This is a genomic window from Collinsella sp. Sow4_D11, from assembly GCF_052116465.1.
Lineage (GTDB): Bacteria > Actinomycetota > Coriobacteriia > Coriobacteriales > Coriobacteriaceae > Collinsella.
The window spans coordinates 22,030-38,979 of record NZ_JBQKLA010000019.1 but is presented as its reverse complement, the minus strand read 5'-3'; the positions used below and the strand labels follow the sequence as shown (position 1 = coordinate 38,979).

General features: G+C 62.7%; 18 protein-coding genes. 10 read left to right on the top strand and 8 right to left on the bottom strand.

From position 1 onward, the window contains the following. Positions 1-355: 355 nt before the first annotated feature. Complete coding sequence (locus tag ACTQ40_RS08355; protein WP_158564522.1) at positions 356-607, top strand: indolepyruvate ferredoxin oxidoreductase subunit alpha; 252 nt, start codon at positions 356-358, stop codon at positions 605-607. Positions 608-844: 237 nt separating this feature from the next. Here ACTQ40_RS08355 and ACTQ40_RS08350 read toward each other — a convergent pair whose 3' ends face one another. Genes ACTQ40_RS08350 through nadA form a run of 4 tightly spaced genes read right to left on the bottom strand, consistent with a single transcriptional unit; the run spans position 845 to position 4,712 of the window. Beyond that, complete coding sequence (locus tag ACTQ40_RS08350) at positions 845-1,390, bottom strand: transcription repressor NadR (RefSeq protein ID WP_441563852.1); 546 nt, start codon at positions 1,388-1,390, stop codon at positions 845-847. Beyond that, positions 1,390-2,250 (bottom strand): carboxylating nicotinate-nucleotide diphosphorylase, encoded by an 861-nt coding sequence (gene nadC / locus ACTQ40_RS08345; RefSeq protein ID WP_441563851.1) that lies wholly within the window; start codon positions 2,248-2,250, stop codon positions 1,390-1,392. Before nadC ends, ACTQ40_RS08350 begins: the two co-directional genes overlap by 1 nt. Positions 2,251-2,253: 3 nt before the next feature. Beyond that, entirely contained in the window at positions 2,254-3,630 is a 1,377-nt protein-coding gene (locus ACTQ40_RS08340; protein WP_441563849.1) for an L-aspartate oxidase, read from the bottom strand. Positions 3,631-3,686: 56 nt separating this feature from the next. Beyond that, a complete protein-coding gene (gene nadA / locus ACTQ40_RS08335) occupies positions 3,687-4,712 on the bottom strand; it encodes a quinolinate synthase NadA (protein ID WP_154518146.1) in 1,026 nt (341 codons plus the stop codon). Between the two features lie 194 nt (positions 4,713-4,906). Between nadA and ACTQ40_RS08330 the strand changes: the two genes are divergently transcribed. Next, positions 4,907-5,047, top strand: a complete 141-nt coding sequence (locus tag ACTQ40_RS08330; RefSeq protein ID WP_441563848.1) for a hypothetical protein — start codon at positions 4,907-4,909, stop codon at positions 5,045-5,047. Between the two features lie 60 nt (positions 5,048-5,107). Here the strand turns inward: ACTQ40_RS08330 and ACTQ40_RS08325 are convergent, their stop codons facing one another. Continuing rightward, positions 5,108-5,683, bottom strand: coding sequence for a hypothetical protein (locus tag ACTQ40_RS08325; RefSeq protein WP_427794076.1), 576 nt, complete (start codon positions 5,681-5,683; stop codon positions 5,108-5,110). Positions 5,684-5,819: 136 nt separating this feature from the next. Between ACTQ40_RS08325 and trxA the strand changes: the two genes are divergently transcribed. From trxA to ACTQ40_RS08285, 8 genes are all read left to right on the top strand, one after another. Beyond that, a complete protein-coding gene (gene trxA, locus ACTQ40_RS08320; protein WP_154518161.1) occupies positions 5,820-6,140 on the top strand; it encodes a thioredoxin in 321 nt (106 codons plus the stop codon). A 219-nt stretch (positions 6,141-6,359) separates the two neighbouring features. After that, positions 6,360-6,608: a hypothetical protein gene (locus tag ACTQ40_RS08315; RefSeq protein ID WP_006235225.1), complete on the top strand. Its 249-nt coding sequence runs from the start codon at positions 6,360-6,362 to the stop codon at positions 6,606-6,608. A 1-nt stretch (position 6,609) separates the two neighbouring features. Beyond that, positions 6,610-7,116, top strand: a complete 507-nt coding sequence (nikR, locus tag ACTQ40_RS08310; protein WP_441563847.1) for a nickel-responsive transcriptional regulator NikR — start codon at positions 6,610-6,612, stop codon at positions 7,114-7,116. 117 nt (positions 7,117-7,233) lie between these two features. Beyond that, entirely contained in the window at positions 7,234-9,891 is a 2,658-nt protein-coding gene (gene hypF / locus ACTQ40_RS08305) for a carbamoyltransferase HypF (protein ID WP_441563845.1), read from the top strand. A 134-nt stretch (positions 9,892-10,025) separates the two neighbouring features. After that, positions 10,026-10,286: a HypC/HybG/HupF family hydrogenase formation chaperone gene (locus ACTQ40_RS08300; protein ID WP_154518167.1), complete on the top strand. Its 261-nt coding sequence runs from the start codon at positions 10,026-10,028 to the stop codon at positions 10,284-10,286. After that, positions 10,286-11,401 carry a hydrogenase formation protein HypD gene (hypD, locus tag ACTQ40_RS08295; protein WP_441563843.1) on the top strand — a complete coding sequence of 372 codons (1,116 nt, stop codon included), beginning with the start codon at positions 10,286-10,288 and terminating at the stop codon, positions 11,399-11,401. Before ACTQ40_RS08300 ends, hypD begins: the two co-directional genes overlap by 1 nt. Before the next feature lie 81 nt (positions 11,402-11,482). Next, entirely contained in the window at positions 11,483-12,517 is a 1,035-nt protein-coding gene (gene hypE, locus ACTQ40_RS08290; RefSeq protein ID WP_441563841.1) for a hydrogenase expression/formation protein HypE, read from the top strand. Positions 12,518-12,641: 124 nt separating this feature from the next. Further along, positions 12,642-13,310: an HAD family hydrolase gene (locus ACTQ40_RS08285; RefSeq protein ID WP_229770728.1), complete on the top strand. Its 669-nt coding sequence runs from the start codon at positions 12,642-12,644 to the stop codon at positions 13,308-13,310. 147 nt (positions 13,311-13,457) lie between these two features. On the opposite strand, the gene ACTQ40_RS08280 is transcribed toward ACTQ40_RS08285, so the two are convergent. The 3 genes from ACTQ40_RS08280 to ACTQ40_RS08270 all read right to left on the bottom strand — a co-directional run bounded on the left by ACTQ40_RS08280 (position 13,458) and on the right by ACTQ40_RS08270 (position 16,495). Next, the gene (locus ACTQ40_RS08280) at positions 13,458-14,015 is read right to left on the bottom strand and encodes a hypothetical protein (protein WP_427727307.1); all 558 of its coding nucleotides are present in this window, start codon (positions 14,013-14,015) and stop codon (positions 13,458-13,460) included. Between the two features lie 233 nt (positions 14,016-14,248). Beyond that, on the bottom strand, positions 14,249-14,785 hold the full coding sequence (locus tag ACTQ40_RS08275) for a PTS sugar transporter subunit IIA (protein WP_427719835.1): 537 nt from the start codon (positions 14,783-14,785) through the stop codon (positions 14,249-14,251). A 264-nt stretch (positions 14,786-15,049) separates the two neighbouring features. After that, entirely contained in the window at positions 15,050-16,495 is a 1,446-nt protein-coding gene (locus ACTQ40_RS08270; RefSeq protein WP_441563839.1) for a glycoside hydrolase family 1 protein, read from the bottom strand. Positions 16,496-16,950 lie beyond the last annotated feature (455 nt).

Here is a 16,950-nt window from a genome sequence, read left to right as displayed (position 1 = left end):
CGGTGAGCCCGGCGCCGCGAAGCGCCCTGGCCCTCTCCACCATTCTCCTACTGTATGCCATGCGGACTCCGTTCCGGACCTCAACGGTCCAACTTTTTGTCCGCAGTCCCGAGCTAATACCGGGTCGTAGTTTCCGCTAGCGGGCCCAACCGGAAACTGCGACCCGTTTTTCGACCAGATAACGGGATGCGCTTTCCGAAAGCCCACTCAATTGCTCAATAATTTGAGTCACCTATAGCTAACATCTGCACAGCCCACCAGCCTCACCAGTGCGTTTCTTAGTAAGCCGTGGCATACTCGGCGAATGGTATGAAGATGCCGGCCAGAGGGTATTGCAAACGGTCGCTCACGTGGTATGTTTTTGCCCGAATCAAACCGGCGCGCATCGCCTGTAGCGTCGGTCAACAGAGAGGAAACTACCATGGCTCATCCCGTAATTGATGCCGACGAGTGCATCGCTTGTGGCGTTTGCGTCGACTCCTGCCCCGCTGGCGTTCTGGAGCTCCAGGACGTCGCTACCGTTGCTGACGAGGACTCCTGCGTCGCCTGTGGCGCTTGCCAGGACGCTTGCCCCGCCGGCGCGATCACCGAGATCGTCGAGGAGTAACAACTCCCCCACTTGCACACTCACAAGTACACCGTGCACAAAAAAGGAGGCCTCCGCATCGCCGCGAAGGCCTCCTTTTTGTGCGGATAGCTAATTTGGCACCGTCGCAGGTTGAGCATAAGTCAGCGAAAACGCCCCCAAGCGAGCAAGGTGACGCGAAAGAGGAGGGAAGCGTACTTTTGTACGCGACCGACGATTGAACGTCAGATTGCCGCTTAGGGGCGTTTGCAGCGTCGGCTACGATAGATCGTCTTCGTAGGGCATCAGGTCTGCCAGATAGCCCTTCTCCTTGAGCATAGCCTCGATCTCGTCGAGGGTTTGCTCATCCTCTGCCGCGATGCGATGGAAGTGATAGCCGCTCGTCACCGTTAGTAGTGGAAAGCTTTTGCCGCTCTCGATATCGTGCAGGTAGCGCTCAACATCGCGACGATTGCGGATGTCCAGGTCGGCCGTGATCTTACCGTACACGCGGTGATTGACGATCACGTTGAGCACGGCGCCTCCGGCGTCGACGATACTCGTGAGCTCATCGCCTGCCTGCTCCATGCTATGGCGAACCTTAACCAGGCGCGTGGGCACGGCGGGGCTGCTGGGGGCCTCCTGCAGCACGTAGCCGCGATTGGTCGCCACGATATCGTGCCCATCGGCGCGCAGCAGGGCGATGTCTTGCACGACAACCTGGCGGCTCACACGCACCTCGCGAGCAAGCGTACTGCCGGAGACGGGGTCTTTGGCTTGCTCGAGCACGCCCATGATGGCATGGCGACGCTCGCGGGCGTCCATTATTTACCGTCCAGCAGACGCAGGTGCTTAAGCGAGAGGTCGAGAATCGGCGCAGAGTGCGTCAACGCTCCCGAGCTAATAAAGTCAACGCCCAGGTCGGCAAGCGCACGGATATTGCTGGCATCCACGTTGCCCGAACACTCGGTCTTGGCGCGACCGGCAATAAGCTCAATCGCGGCAGCCATGTCATCGTGGGTCATGTTGTCGAGCATGATGATATCGGCGCCGGCCTCCACGGCCTCGCGCACCATGTCCAGGTTCTCGCACTCGATCTCGACCGTCGCGGTAAACGATGCATGGGCGCGCGCCATCTCGATCGCACGCGCCACGCCGCCGGCGGCATCGATGTGGTTGTCCTTGAGCATGACGGCCGTCGACAGATTGTAGCGGTGGTTGCTGCCGCCGCCGATCTCGACCGCGGCCTTCTCGAAGACGCGCATACCCGGCGTGGTCTTGCGCGTGTCGACGAGCACGGTCTTGGTGCCCTCGAGCGCCGCAGCCATCTGGTGCGTATAGGTAGCGATACCGCTCATGCGCTGCAGGTAGTTGAGCGCCACGCGCTCGCCCGAAAGCAGCACGCGCGCATCGCCGCGTACCATGCCCACATGGTCGCCGGCGTGCACCTCGTCGCCATCGGCAACATCAAACAGCACCGAGCTCTGCGAATCCAGCAGCTCAAAGGTGCGAGCGAACACATCCAGGCCCGCGATGATGCCATCGGCCTTGGCGATGAGCTCCACCGTGGCGGGACGCGCCGTGGGGCACACGCTTGCCGTGCTCACGTCCTCAAACGTAATGTCCTCGCGCAGAGCCTGCAGAATCAAATCATCGACGACGAGCTTCATGGTAATGGGGTTCATGGTCTACTCCTCCACGGCCTGCGTGCCGGCGGCACGGGCCAAATCATCGATTGCCAGGGTGTCGGCGCTCAGGGCGCGATGACGGCCGTCGAGCGCGGGCTCGCCCGCCTGCTCCACGGCGAGCGACTGGCCGGTACGCATGTGCCACGCGGCGCGACGACCCCAGACCAGCGCCTCGAGCAGGCTGTTTGATGCAAGGCGGTTCTTGCCGTGAACGCCGTTGCAGGCCGTCTCGCCGGCGGCGTAGAGCTCGGGCATCGAGGTGCGGCCGTCCTTGTCGACCCACACGCCGCCCATAAAGTAGTGCTGCGTGGGTGTGACGGGGATGGGCTCGTCCAAGATGTCGCGGCCGTCCTCCAGGCAGCGTGCGCGAATGTTGGCAAAGTGTCCGGTCACCACGTCGCGCTCAACGGGGGCAAAGCTCAGCCACTCGTGCTCGGTACCATCCTGCTTCATCTGCTCGCGAATAGCGGCAGCGACCACATCGCGCGGCTGAAGCTCATCGGTAAAACGCTCGCCGGCGGCGTTGAGCAAAATCGCGCCCTCGCCGCGGCAGCTCTCGCTGATCAGGAAGGTGCGGCCCGGCTGCGGCGAGAACAGTCCCGTGGGGTGAATCTGCACGTAGTCCAGGTGCTCCATCTTAATGCCATGCTCCTGGGCAATGTAGCAGGCATCGCCCGTGAGCTGCGGGTAGTTGGTCGAGTGGTCGTATACACCGCCGATGCCGCCTGTCGCCCACAGCGTGTGGAGGGCATGGATTTTAAACGGCTCGCCGGCATGCACGCCCTCGGCGGCATTTGCCAGCTCGTCGGCGGGGCGAACCGAGTTGTCCTCGTCCACGGGAACGGCGACGACGCCGAGGCACGCCGTGGCGCCATCACGCTCGCCCGTCAGGATGTCGGTCATGGCCACGTGCTCCAAAATCTGCACGTTATCCAGCTTGCGAACGGCCTGGAGGAGCTTGGTCGTGATCTCCTTGCCCGTAATGTCGGCATGGAAGGCAATGCGCGGGCGGCTGTGCGCACCCTCGCGGGTAAAGTCGAGGCTACCGTCGGCCTTGCGCTCAAAGTCCACGCCCATGGCCAGCAGGTCGTTGATGACCGAGCGGCTCGAGCGGATCATGATGTCGACGCTCTCGCGGCGGTTATCGTAGTGGCCGGCGTGCATGGTGTCCTCAAAGAAGGCGTCGTAGTCAGAGCCTTCGGGAAGCACGCAGATACCGCCCTGCGCGAGCATCGAATCGCACTCGTCGACAGCACCCTTGGAGAGCATGATCACGCGCGTGCTCGTCGGCAGATTGAGGGCCGCGTATAGGCCCGCCACGCCGCAACCGGCAATGACGACATCGCACTCCATGTCGGGGCATTGTTTGGTTTCCACAGGAATCCTCTCCCTTGCAATGTGACATAAGGGATGGTCCCTCATGTCACATCGTTCTAGCGCGCCGCGTATTCGAGCATGCGGTCGAGCGTGAGCTTGGCCTGGTCGGCGGCTTCATCCGACACGCCGATCTGCACCTCGCCCTCGCCCGTCTCCAGGCAGCGCACGAGCTTTTCGAGCGTGATGAGATCCATGTTGACGCAGGTGGGCTGCACCGCGGGGAAGTAGAACTTCTTGCCGGTGCCCTGGCAGCGCCGCTCGAGCTCGTAGAGCACGCCGCGGACCGTCACGATGATAAACTCGCTCGCGTCCGACTCCTCGGCATACTTGATGATGCCGGCAGTGGAGCCGATGTAGTCGGCCTCGGCCAGGACGTCGGCCTTGCACTCGGGGTGCGCCAGCACGAGCGCGTCGGGGTGCGCCTCCTGTGCGTCGACGATCTGCTCGACGGTGATGATGTGATGGCGCGGGCAGTAGCCGTTGTTGAGGATGACGTGCTTTTGGGGCACCTGCTCGGCCACAAAGCGACCCAGGTTCTGGTCGGGAATGAACAAGATGTGCTGCTGCGGCAGCTCGGAGACGATCTTGACGGCGTTAGAGCTGGTAACGCACACGTCACTCCAGCTCTTGATCTCGACCGTCGAGTTGACGTAACACACCACGGCCAGGTCGTCGCCATATTCGGCGCGCGCCGCGTCGACCGTCTCGTGCTTGACCATGTGCGCCATGGGACAGTCCGCGCCCGGCTCGGGCAGCAGCACGGTCTTGGTGGGGTTGAGCAGCTTGGCGCTCTCGCCCATAAACTCCACGCCGCACAGCACGATAGTCTGCTGCGGCAGGCTCTTGGCGAGCTTTGCCAGGTAGAAGCTGTCGCCGACGAAATCGGCCACAGCCTGAACCTCGGGCGCCACATAATAGTGCGCCAGGATCACTGCGTCACGTTGGGTTTTTAGCTGATGAATGGCCTCGACGAGCTCTGCGGGCACCAGTGCCGCGCGCTCCGTTGCCGTCGTTGCCGATGCCAGGCCGGCCGCGATATCGCGTGCAAGCTCCGATGCATCCATGTTCGCGCTCTGTGCCATCAAGGCCCCTCTCTTTTGGCGAATCTTGGGGCTTTAGTATGACACCTGGCTTTACAGCTGACAAGACAGCTGTAAAGCCAGGTGTAAAGTTGGAATAAAGATTCAATCTTGGGGCGGGTCCATTTTCGAACTGGCAAGCTGAGGACAGTCGAGCTCTCGATAGCGCAGGAGGCATCTTTGGACGGCCGCCGCGCATGGTCGACGGCATGCCCGTGGCCGAGCACACCGGACACGGCTTTGGAACCAGGAGCATTAAGCTTGACGTCGAGCGCATGAACGGCAACTGCCAGTTTCGCATTCACGGCGATCGGTTTGAGCTTCGTGCAGTGATGTAAGGGCGCGACAAGTCGGCGCCGCGCTCGACCCATCAGGACCGCCTTGCCGGCGCCAGTCCGCTACAGCGGCGCGGCGGCCGGGGTCAGCTGCTTGATGTAGGCCCACATGCGCTGCTTGGCGGCTCTGTCAGTGAGCGCGGCCTCAAAGCCGTCGAGCGCGAGTACGCGACGACCCTGCACGTGGGCGACCAAGCCGGGCTTGAGCATGGCGGTATCAAAGTCGTCGATTGCCACGAGCATGTCTGCGTAGGTCTCGCGCATGGTATCGGCCGCGCGATCGTCCAACAGCAGGACCGCCTCGGGGTCCAAGGCCTCGAGCGCCTCGCGGAACAGCTCGCACGGCAGGTCCTCGCCCGCCGCAACCGCCCCGTCGCCCGCGCCGGCAACACTTGCCAGCACGCAGAAATCCTCGGGCGCGTAACCGATGGCGCCGAGCGCCTTACGCAACGCGGCGCCGTCTGGACCGGCAGCCAGCTCGCCACCCGCACGCTCGGCATCGTCTAAATCACCTTTTACCAGCACAATCGGCGAGCACGCGTTACCCGCGATACGCACGCCGCGACCCGCGAGCGATGCGAGCTCCTGCTCGGCCGCCTGGGCGATGGCTTCTTTTTTCTGGCTTTGTGACGTGGGCATGCGCTCTCCAATCGTTTGAATGCCCACCATTATATAAAAGAGCCGCCTGCGAGTGGTTGCATTGCGGGCCGTTGGGTATAAGCACGGTCGTACTGAGTTTTACGCGGCCGAGCCGCGTCGCACTATGGAGGTCACCATGGCTGACATTAAGCAGATTACCCCCGAGAATTTCGATTCCGTCGTTAACGGCAGCCTTCCCGTGCTGGTTGATTTTTGGGCACCGTGGTGCGGTCCCTGCCGCTCGCTCTCGCCTATCGTTGACGAAGTGGCCGACGAGCTGGCCGGCAAGATTACCGTCGCCAAATGCAACGTCGACGACAATCAGGACCTGGCCATGAAGTTTGGCGTCATGAGCATCCCCACGCTGGTTGTCTTTAAGAACGGCGAGGAAATCGACCGCTCCGTCGGTGCGCTGCCCAAGGCCAGGCTGCAGGCGCTGCTGGAGAAGCACCTGTAATACGCGGTCACGCGCTGCCGTCCATGAGTGGTTTTGTGCCGCTCGCCGGAGAGCCGGGTGTTGAGCCCGCGACCACGGATAGTATGGTAATCACAAACAGCCCCCAGTGAACGGGTGCGGGTCAGACGGACTCGCACCCGTTTTCTTATGCGGCGATGCGCAGAGCGGGCGTAGTAGAATCTGAACCACTGATTAGACCCGTACAAAAGGAGATTTCCCATGCATGACGTCGGAATGAACATGAGCCAGCTTGCCATGAGCGTCAAGCAGGTCGACGACACCATTGAGCTCGCCCACGAGTGGAGCCATCAGCTGCTGCATGCGACCGAGAACTTTGACATGGAGCGCATTGGCGCCAAGCTCGAGGCCGCCATGGCGGCGCTCCACGAGGCGCACGACGCACTCGAGGGCTACGAGGAGGCCATCGAGGCCGACCATAACTCCGTTGGCTCCGTAAAGCTGGTGTAGCGTGGCCGAGCACGAGCACGCCTGCGAGCACGAGCATCCGCACGGGCCGACCGGCGACGTGGGCTGCCGTTGCAGCAGCTCCGCCTCCGAGCTTGTCCGTTTTTCGGTCACCGCTCCCGACGACCTGTTGCGCCGCTTTGACGAGCAAATCGCGCGCCGCGGCGACGTTGCCAACCGCTCCGAGGCCGTGCGCGACCTGATTCGCGCCTCCATTGCCAAGGAGCAGATGCGAACGCCCGACGAGCAGGTCATCGGGTCGCTCACCATGATTTACGACCATCACACCGGCGATCTGACACGCCGTCTGGACGAGGTGCAGCACGACTACACCAACGAGATTGTCTCGACCATGCACGTGCATCTGGACCACCACAACTGCTTGGAGATTCTGGCGCTTAAGGGTCGCGGCGAGCGTGTCTACGAGCTGGCCGACCGTCTGCTGGGCCTGCGCGGCGTTAAACACGGCGAGCTCACCTGCGCCGCCACCGAGCAGAGCCTGGGGCTGTAGCGGGTCTTTGCGCGGCGCACCTGCCAAGAAGGGACAGGTTTGTTTTGGCAGGTTTAACGTTTTACCTACCAAAATAAACCTGTCCCTTTTTGGCAGGTCTCGATGAAGGAGGGTCGCATGCGACATGCGCATATCCATGTAACGGGCATTGTGCAGGGCGTCGGCATGCGACCGTTTGTGTATCGCGAGGCCATGGCGCACGGCATTTGCGGCTGGGTGCTTAACGCGGGCGATGGCGTGCATATCGAGGCGCACGCTCTAAGCGAGGCGCTCGACGAATTTGTCGCCGCGCTTTCCGAGCATACGCCTGCGGCGGCTCGTGTGGAGCATGTCGAGGTTATGGACCTAGCGCCCGGCGACTGGGACGCCGCCAACGAGCGGGGCTTTCGCATTGTGGCATCGCAGGATCAAACCGCCCACACGACGCTCGTCTCGCCCGACATCGCCACGTGCGACGACTGCCTGCACGAGCTGTTCGACCCCGCCGACCGACGCTTTCACTATCCCTTTATCAACTGCACCAACTGCGGACCGCGCTTTACCATCATCCGGTCGCTGCCCTATGACCGAGCGGCCACCTCGATGGATTGCTTTCCCATGTGCCCCACCTGTGCCGCAGAGTATGGCGACCCGCTTGACCGGCGGTTTCACGCGCAGCCCGATGCCTGCTTTGATTGCGGGCCGCACATTACGTGGCGCGAGGCCGGCGAAGCCGCCGCGTCGCTGACCGTCGGCACCACGCGCAAGACCAGCGACGCCATTATCGACCGCTGTGTTGAGCTGCTGGCCAACGGCGGTATCATCGCCATCAAGGGTCTGGGCGGATTTCACTTGGCATGCGACGCCTCCAACGAGAAGACGGTAGCCGAGCTTCGCCGCCGCAAACGCCGCAGCAACAAACCGCTTGCCGTTATGGTACGCGGCCTTGCCGATACTGAACGCCTGTGCCATGTCAACGACGTTGAACGCGGCTTGCTGACCGGCAGCATTCGCCCCATCGTGCTGCTGCACCGACGAGCCGTTTGCGAGAGCGGCGGCTCCCCCAACGCGCTCGCGCCGTCCGTCGCGCACAACCTTCCTGAGCTTGGCGTTATGCTCCCCTACACCCCGCTTCAGCATCTGTTGCTTGCCGCGGCAGAAGCCCGCGGTATGCACGCGCTCGTCATGACCAGCGGAAACCTGAGCGAAGAACCCATCGAGACCGATGACAACCTTGCCTGGGAACACCTCGTTGCCGCCGGCATCGCCGACGCGTTGCTCGGTAACGACCGCGCAATCCTCTCGCGCTACGACGACTCTGTGGTGCGCGCGGTGAACGGCGCCGTTATGCCCGTTCGCCGCGCTCGCGGATATGCACCCCAGCCGCTGCCGTTGCCGGCGCTCGACGGAGCTCCGTCCTGCGTGCTCGCCTGCGGGCCACAACAAAAGGCCACGATTGCGCTCACGCGTGAAGGGACGAACGGCGAGGCAACCTGTTTTGTGTCGCAGTATATCGGCGATGTTGAAAACGGCGGGACCTTCGATGCCTGGAACGCCGCGCGCACGCGCTTGGAAGATCTCTTTGACTTGGAGCCCGCCGCCTTGGCCTGCGATCTACACCCCAGCTATCTATCGAGCCAGTGGGCGCGCGAGCAGGCGCGAAAATGCAATCTGCCGCTCGTCGAGGTCCAGCACCATCATGCGCATATCGCGAGCGTAATGGCCGAGGCGATTGCCGCGGGCCAGCTTACAACCGACGCGCGCGTCCTTGGCATCGCCTTTGACGGCACCGGCGCCGGCACCGATGGGACCATTTGGGGCGGCGAGTTTCTTGTTGCCAGCCTTGGCGGCTTTGAGCGCGCCGCGCATTTGCGCACCTGGACGCTCCCCGGCGGGGCGGCCTCCGTGCGCGACGCCCGCCGCAACGCCTTTGCCCTGCTCAGTGAGCTCGGCCTGCTTGAACATCCGGGGGCCGAGCGGCTCTTGGACGGCCTAGACGAGCAAACACGCAGCGTGACGGCAACGATGATCGAGCGGAACATCAACAGCCCACGCACGAGCAGTATGGGGCGTCTCTTTGACGCCGCCGCTGCAGTTTTGGGCATTTGCGGGCAGGCAACCTACGAAGGCGAGCCCGCCATCGAACTCGAAGCCGCCGCCTGGCGCGCGCTCGGCAGCAAAATTACCCATGTTCCCGGCGATAAAGACGGCTGTTCCGCATCTGACCCATTGCGACTGGACAGTTTGTTCAGATTTGTATTAAAAACAGACCCTCTAACCAACGGTTTTGGCTCAGATTACCCCGAAGAGGGCTCTCCAGGCACCTCATTTGCGGTTAATACGCCCGCCGGATACCCCAAATCAACCCATTCGGGGTCCTCGCAGACGATCTATACCACCCATTACCACTCTAAAAAGTACAAATCTGAACTAACTGTCCAAGCAACCTCGAGCAGGTCTCTCGTCCTGGGCCCCAGCTCACTTTTTGCGGCGCTTTTGGAGGGAACCAGAGCCGGTGTGCCCGCCGACAGGCTCGCACTCGACTTCCATGTCGCCGTCGCGCGCTCCTCGGCACGCATCGCCAGCGAGATCTGCGCGTGCGAGGGCATCGACACCGTCGCGCTCTCGGGCGGCGTGTTCATGAACCGACTTCTGCTCCAGCTCCTCACCCGCGAGCTCAAAAGCGCAGGTCTTACTGTCCTTATCCCCCATACCGTGCCCGTCAATGACGGCTGCATCGCCTACGGTCAGGCGGCGGTCGCAAGCGCTCGTCTTGCGCAGATCGCATCGCAGTAGCTCGCTCTCGCACACCGCTGTGCCCAGCCGTCTCACAGGCGTAACGCGTTTGCCCGCGAACCCCGTGAGCGCTACCATCAACTGATGGATTATTGAGCGCCCATCCAGCGCAAAGCGTCTAAAAGGGGAACAATATGTGCCTTGCCGTCCCCGGTAAAGTAGTCAAACGCGACGACGGCCTCAAGGCCACCGTCGACATGATGGGCATCGAGCGCCCCGTGTCGCTGCGACTCGTTCCGACGGCGCAGGTTGGCGACTATATTCTCGTGCACGCCGGCTTTGGCATCCAGATCGTCGACGAGCAGGAAGCGCAAGAAACGCTCGAGCTCGTTAACGCCATGACCGAACTGGCCGAAGAAGACCAACTGGCCAGCAACCCGGCCGAGGCATACTAGTGGCGGCCGGACAGCCGGCGCGCTCCGGTATCGACTTTTCGGCATTTCGCGACCCCAAGCTGGCTCGCGAGCTCATCGATCGTATTCAAGAGCTTGTCGGCAACCGCAGCATCAACCTTATGGAAGTCTGCGGCACGCACACCGTGAGCATCGGCCGCTATGGCTTTCGCTCCATTATGCCGGCCGGGCTCAAGCTGCTGAGCGGCCCGGGCTGCCCCGTCTGCGTTACCGCCAACCGTGACATCGACCACGCGATCGCGCTCGCTAACATAGACGGCGCCATCATCACCACCTTTGGCGACATGATGCGCGTGCCCGGATCGTCCACCTCGCTCGCAGCGCAAAAGGCGGCAGGGCGCGATATCCGCATCGTCTACTCTCCGCTCGACGCACTCGACATTGCCGAGCAAAACCCCGATCGTCCGGTCATTTTTATGGGCGTGGGCTTTGAGACTACGACGCCCACCATCGCCGCTGCCATCTTGGAGGCCGAGGCGCGCGGGCTTTTGAACTTTTCGGTCTATTGCGCCCACAAGACCACGCCGCCGGCGTTGCGCGCCATCGCCAACGATCCCGAGACCGCCATCGACGGCTTTATCCTGCCGGGCCACGTCGCCACCATCACGGGTTTGGCGCCCTTTAGCTTTTTGGTCGACGAGTTCGATACCCCGGGCGTGGTCACGGGATTTGAACCGGTCGATATCCTGCAAGGCATCTGCATGCTGGTCCAGATGGTTGCCGAGGACAGGCCCGCGATCGACAACGCCTACCGTCGCGGCGTCAACGCAGGCGGCAACCCCGTGGCGCGACAGCTGGTCGAGCAGGTGTTTGAGCCATGCGACACCACATGGCGCGGGCTGGGGCCGATTGCCAACTCGGGCCTTTCCATCCGCCCTGAGTTCTCGCGCTTTGATGCCCGTACCCGCTTTGACGTGCCCGTTGAGGCGACGGTCGAGCCGCGTGGGTGCCGCTGCGGCGACGTGCTGCGCGGGGCCATTACGCCGAGCGGCTGCCCGCTCTTTGGCCGCACCTGCACGCCCGAGCACCCCGTCGGCCCGTGCATGGTGAGCTCCGAAGGCAGCTGCGCGGCGTACTACCGTTATCGCGACTATTAGGTTCCGCCGTTCTAACGAGCGGCGGACTGGTCGACGCTGCGCCTCACCCATATAATTCCACCCACGATTGGAGTTTTGGATATGTCCCATAGCATCACCGATAGCACCGTCCTGTTGGGCCATGGCTCCGGCGGTCAGATGATGAAACGCATCATCGATGAGGTCTTTTTGGATGCCTTTGGGACGCCCGAGTTGCTCGAAGGCAACGACGCCGGCGTCGTCGCGCTGCCCGCGAGCGGGCGCATCGCCATGTCGACCGACAGCTTTGTAGTCTCGCCGCAGTTCTTCCCCGGTGGCAACATCGGCCGTCTCGCCGTGTGCGGAACCGTCAACGATGTCGCGACCTCGGGCGCCAACGTGCGCTACCTCTCGTGCGGCTTTATCCTCGAAGAGGGCTATCCCATGGATAAGCTCCGCCAGATTGTGCAGACGATGGCCGAGACGGCGCGCGAGGCGGGCGTGTCCATAATCACCGGCGACACCAAGGTGGTCGAGCGCGGCGGGGCCGACGGCGTCTACATCAATACCGCCGGCGTGGGCGAGGTTCCCACGGGCGTGGCGCTCAGCGGCGCCAACTGCCGCCCCGGCGACGTTATCCTGGTATCGGGCACACTCGGCGACCACGGCATCGCCATCATGAGCCAACGCGAGGGCCTGGCGTTTTCGAGCACGATCGAGAGCGACGCCGCGCCGCTCAACCACCTGATTGCCGACGTTTTGGCCGCAGCGCCCGGCACGCGCTGTTTCCGCGACCCCACGCGCGGCGGCCTGGCGTCCACACTCAACGAGTTTGCCCAGGCCAGCGGTGTTGCCATGGAGATCGACGAAGATGCCGTGCCCGTGCGCCCCGACGTGCAGGCGGCATGTGAGATGCTCGGCTACGATGTGCTGCAGGTGGCAAACGAGGGCAAGATGGTCGCCGTGGTGCCGGCCGAGCAAGCCGATGCCGCGCTGAGCGCCATGCGCGCCGCCCGCTACGGCGAGAATGCCGCCATCATCGGTCGCGTGCTGCCACTTGCCGAGGGCTCCCGTCCCGCCGTGCGCGTGCGCACCGGCTGGGGCTCTACCCGCATCCTCGACATGCTCGTGGGAGAGCAGCTGCCGAGAATTTGCTAGGGCGGAATCTCATGAGTGGCGCGATGTCACCTGATATCCCTGGAGATGTTCAGATTCCAAGCACACCCAACGCGTAAGCCCAGTATTATGGGGTGCGTTTTGAAACCCAACGACGGGAGCTTTCATGGCAGCAGCTTTTTCCCATGTGATCTTTGATCTGGACGGCACCATCCTCAACACGCTCGAGGACCTGGCAGCCGCCGGCAACCATACCTGCGAGGCGCACGGCTGGCCCACATTTGCCGTTGACGAGTACCGCTACAAGGTGGGAAACGGCATGCTCAAGCTGGTTGAGCGCTTTATGCCCGCCGAGTACGCGGGCGACGGCCGTATGTTTGAGCAGACGCTTGCCGAGTTTAGGGCTTATTACGGCGAGCACAAGGAGGACCACACCGCCCCCTATGCCGGCACGATCGAGATGCTCGACCGCTTGCGTGCCGCGGGCGTGCAGCTTGCCGTGCTCACTAACAAGGACCACGTCTCGGCGGCCCCGCTTATCGAGAAGTATTTTGGTTCCGAGCGCTTTGCGCTGGTACAGGGCCGTGTCGATGCGTTTCCGCCCAAGCCCGAGGCACCCGTCACGCTGCATGTGATGGAAGAGCTGGGCGCCGACCCGGCGACCACGCTCTATGTGGGCGATTCCAATGTCGATATCCTGACCGGCCACAACGCCGGTCTTAAGAGCGCGGGCGTCAGCTGGGGCTTCCGCGGCCGCGCAGAGCTGGAAGCCGCCGGCGCCGACTACGTGGTGGACAGCCAGGCAGAGCTCGCGGCGCTGGTGCTGGGCGAGTAGCGAGCGGGCACCAGAGCGAACAAATTGGCATGAAAAGAGGACGGCATAGACCTTCTGGTCATGCCGTCCTCTTTGAATGACAAGTTGTCGCTCTGGTGCCCACGCAGCGTCGAGCAGTTGCGGCGTTTGGTAAAACGCCGCAACGAACTAGTTCATCATCGCATTCATCATCTCGGTGGTTGCGGAATCGTCGGCAGACCACTCGTTATCCTCGTTGGCGGAATACTTAAAGGTGACCTTGGTGTCCTTGGTCTCAGCGGCCTTGGTCACGTCGACCATCACCTGGCCGGCCATCTTGTACAGCTCGTCCTCGGAAGGCATCGTATCGAGTGCGGCGATCTTCTCCTGATACTGGGTGGCGAAATCTTCGACGATCTTGTTCATGGACTTGCAGGTGATGGTGACCTCGGCGGTCGCGGTGCCCTTGTCCTCATCGACCGTCACATCACCGATCTTGTAATCAAAACCCTCGAGATAGCTCTTGGCATACTCCTTGGGATCGATGCCCAGCTGCTCAAACTCGTCGCCCGAAGCCTCTTCCAGGCCGGAGAGGAAATCATCGCCGCCGTTCTTGATCTCGTCAAACTGACTCGTAAGGTCGTTGGTGATGAGCTCCTCCACCGAAGGCCCTCCGCAGCCGGAAAGCAAAACCACGCACGCGACCAGGGCAGCCATCAGGGGCGCAAGCAGCAGCTTCTTTTTCATGACATTCCTCCAAACAAGCGGCGCTGCGTTTCCCGCGCAGCGCACGTCGTAACAGTAGGTCCATATTAGCGGCTCCGTTCAACCCCCTACGTCGCAAAAGCGTGGGCGGCTCAATTTGACGAGCGAATGGCCCATAAAGCAAGCCCCCTGCAATAAAATGCTCCTGCTCGGCCTACTAAAAAAGGGTGGCCGGATAACCCGACCACCCTTGTGCATCTTCTGGATGCCGCAGACTACTTGCGGACGACCTTAACGATGGCGTCACCGGCGGCGACGGCAGACTCGGCCTCGACGGCGAGCTCGACATCGGCAAACTCGGCGGTGTTGGACACGGCCACGACGACGCAGTCCTTGTAACCGGCGGCAGCGATCTTGGCGCGGTCGATCTTGAGCAAGGGCTGGCCGGCCTTCACGACGTCGTCGGCCTTGACGAAGCCCTCGAAGCCGTCGCCATTCATGTTGACGGTATCGACGCCAACGTGCACCAGAACCTCGATGCCGCTATCGGACTGCAGGCCCACGGCGTGACCCATGGTGACGGTCACCTTGCCGTCGCAGGGAGCGTAGACCAGGTCGTCCTCGGGCCACACGGCGCAGCCCTTGCCCAAAACCTCGCCAGCAAAGACGGGATCGGGCACGTCGGCCATCTTGATGACCTTGCCCTTGACGGGCGAACACAGCACGTCGGCGCCGGCAGAAGCAGAAATGGAGGCCGGAGCAGCGGCAGCCACGGGCTCAGCCTTCTTCTTGAACATATCAAACAGACCCATACGTTTTCTCCTCTTGATTAAGCGCAACGTTATGCGCATACCTATGGTGATTATAGTGCCAAATGGCCAAAATGCTAAGGCGAGGGCCCGAATCACAAGCCCTTCCAAGCCCTTCCAAAACCTTTTCCCCAGTGGCACTCATATTGTCGATTAAGCCTCGATAAGCCCCGGGTGAACAAAAGCGTTCCAAATGCCGTCGTCATCGACGTCGGTGGTCACGTAGTCGGCGGGCGGTCCGGCGTTCGGCGGAACGCCGGAGCTCAATTATTCCAAGCCCTCGGTGCCGTTGGACTTGATGATCTTCTGGTATGCGAAGAAGCTGTCCTTGCGACGGCGCTCATAGGTGCCCGTGCCGTCGTCGTACTTATCGACGTGGATGAAGCCGTAGCGCTTGCGCATCTCGCCGGTGCCGGCGCTGACCAGGTCGATCGGGCCCCACCAGGTGTAGCCGATGAGGTCGACGCCGTCGTCGATGGCCTCGGCGAGCGCGCGCACATGGCGGTTGAGGTAGTCGATGCGGTAGGGGTCGTGGATCGAGCCGTCCTCCTCCACCGTATCGAAGGCGCCCATGCCGTTCTCGACCACCATGAGCGGGATCTCGTAGCGCGCGTAGATCTGATTGAGCGCGATGCGCAGGCCCGTGGGGTCGGTCTGCCAGCCCCAGTCGGTGCTCTCGAGGTAGGGGTTCTTGCCGCCCATGGCCATGTTGCCCTCGGTCATCTCGTGATCGGGGTGCGTGCCCACGGTGCCGGACATGTAGTAGGAGAGCGTGTAGAAATCGACCTTGCCGGCGGCGATGTCCTCGAGGTCGCCGGGCTGGATGTCGAGCTGGATGTCGTGCTCGCGCCAGAAGCGCTTGGCGTAGAACGGATAGGCGCCGCGCACCTGCACGTCGGAGCAGTACCAGTTCATGCGGTTCATCTCGAGCTCGTTGGCGAGCACGTCCGCCGGGTCGCACGTGGCCGGGTAGCTCAGGACGAAGCAGTCCATGTTGCCGATCTTGAACTGGGGGTAGCGCTCGTGGGCGAGGCGCACGACGCGGCCGCTCGCCACGAACTGGTGATGCAGCGCTTGGAAGCACTGCTGCGGCGTTACGACCACGGCGGACGCCGGGCCCTCGAAGCCGCGGATCATCGAGGTCTCGAACAGCGCGCCCATCTCGGAGGTGCCGCAGTTGATCTCGTTGAACGTGAGCCACATGTGCACCTTGTCGTGGTAGCGCTCGAAAACCGTCTCGCAATAGCGCGCGAAGATGTCGATGAGCGCGCGGCTCTCCCACCCGTTGTACTTCTCGACGAGCGCATAGGGCATCTCGTAGTGCGAGAGCGTCACCAGGGGCTCGATGTTGTGCGCTGCCAGGCAGTCGAAGACGCGGTCGTAGAAGGCCAGCCCCGCCTCGTTGGGCTCGGCGTCCTCGCCCGTGGGGAAGATGCGGCTCCAGCTGATGGACATACGGAAGACCTTGAAGCCCATCTCGGCAAACAGGGCGATGTCCTCCTCGTAGTGGTGGTAGAAATCGATGCCGTCGTGGTTGGGATAGAGGCGATCCGGCTCGATGGCGCGCGTGATCTCGCGCGGGCGCTTCACGCTGCCGCCCGTGAAGTGATCGTCGACCGACGGACCGCGCCCGTCGACGTTCCACGCCCCCTCGAACTGATTGGCCGCCGTGGCTCCTCCCCAGAGGAACCCTTCAGGAAACACGTTGACCATGCTCGTTCTCCTTTCGTCCGATGCATGTGTCCGCCCGCCCGCGCGGGCGCAGCCGCTTTGGCCTTTGCGGATGCGCCCGTCGCGCGCGGTGCTTCCCGCTTCCCTACCGTGGCACCAGTATGCGCCTTTATCGCGCGAACCACACGGCTTATAGATGATGCTGATACCTCTTTCCCGGCTGTTCCCGCAGGCTGACGTTGTCGCTGATATGTTTTGACATGCGCGGCCACCAGCGAGGCGCTTGAGGGATCGCGCCCTGCCCGCGTCTTGGCCGCGCCTGGACCCGAAAACCAACGCGGGGCGCTTTTCTACCAATACGGGGGTCTGGAAAGCACCCGTTCTGGCAGAAATGCGCCCCGCGTTGCAATCGCGCCTCTTCGCTCCGTGCGGGCGCGGTGCGCGCCGCCAACTGAGTCTTCGGGCACGTTTTTACCAACGCGTGCCCTTTTGAGGAC

What these genes read in the sequence shown, in the direction of transcription:
- ACTQ40_RS08275 (WP_427719835.1), bottom strand. Translation starts at nt 14,785, where the DNA reads ATGGGTCTGTTTGATATGTTCAAGAAGAAGGCTGAGCCCGTGGCTGCC.
- ACTQ40_RS08330 (WP_441563848.1), top strand. Translation starts at nt 4,907, where the DNA reads ATGGTCGACGGCATGCCCGTGGCCGAGCACACCGGACACGGCTTTGGA.
- ACTQ40_RS08270 (WP_441563839.1), bottom strand. Translation starts at nt 16,495, where the DNA reads ATGGTCAACGTGTTTCCTGAAGGGTTCCTCTGGGGAGGAGCCACGGCG.
- ACTQ40_RS08350 (WP_441563852.1), bottom strand. Translation starts at nt 1,390, where the DNA reads ATGGACGCCCGCGAGCGTCGCCATGCCATCATGGGCGTGCTCGAGCAA.
- ACTQ40_RS08355 (WP_158564522.1), top strand. Translation starts at nt 356, where the DNA reads ATGTTTTTGCCCGAATCAAACCGGCGCGCATCGCCTGTAGCGTCGGTC.
- ACTQ40_RS08280 (WP_427727307.1), bottom strand. Translation starts at nt 14,015, where the DNA reads ATGAAAAAGAAGCTGCTGCTTGCGCCCCTGATGGCTGCCCTGGTCGCG.
- ACTQ40_RS08325 (WP_427794076.1), bottom strand. Translation starts at nt 5,683, where the DNA reads ATGCCCACGTCACAAAGCCAGAAAAAAGAAGCCATCGCCCAGGCGGCC.
- ACTQ40_RS08285 (WP_229770728.1), top strand. Translation starts at nt 12,642, where the DNA reads ATGGCAGCAGCTTTTTCCCATGTGATCTTTGATCTGGACGGCACCATC.
- hypE (WP_441563841.1), top strand. Translation starts at nt 11,483, where the DNA reads ATGTCCCATAGCATCACCGATAGCACCGTCCTGTTGGGCCATGGCTCC.
- ACTQ40_RS08300 (WP_154518167.1), top strand. Translation starts at nt 10,026, where the DNA reads ATGTGCCTTGCCGTCCCCGGTAAAGTAGTCAAACGCGACGACGGCCTC.
- hypF (WP_441563845.1), top strand. Translation starts at nt 7,234, where the DNA reads ATGCGACATGCGCATATCCATGTAACGGGCATTGTGCAGGGCGTCGGC.
- nadA (WP_154518146.1), bottom strand. Translation starts at nt 4,712, where the DNA reads ATGGCACAGAGCGCGAACATGGATGCATCGGAGCTTGCACGCGATATC.
- ACTQ40_RS08315 (WP_006235225.1), top strand. Translation starts at nt 6,360, where the DNA reads ATGCATGACGTCGGAATGAACATGAGCCAGCTTGCCATGAGCGTCAAG.
- nadC (WP_441563851.1), bottom strand. Translation starts at nt 2,250, where the DNA reads ATGAACCCCATTACCATGAAGCTCGTCGTCGATGATTTGATTCTGCAG.
- trxA (WP_154518161.1), top strand. Translation starts at nt 5,820, where the DNA reads ATGGCTGACATTAAGCAGATTACCCCCGAGAATTTCGATTCCGTCGTT.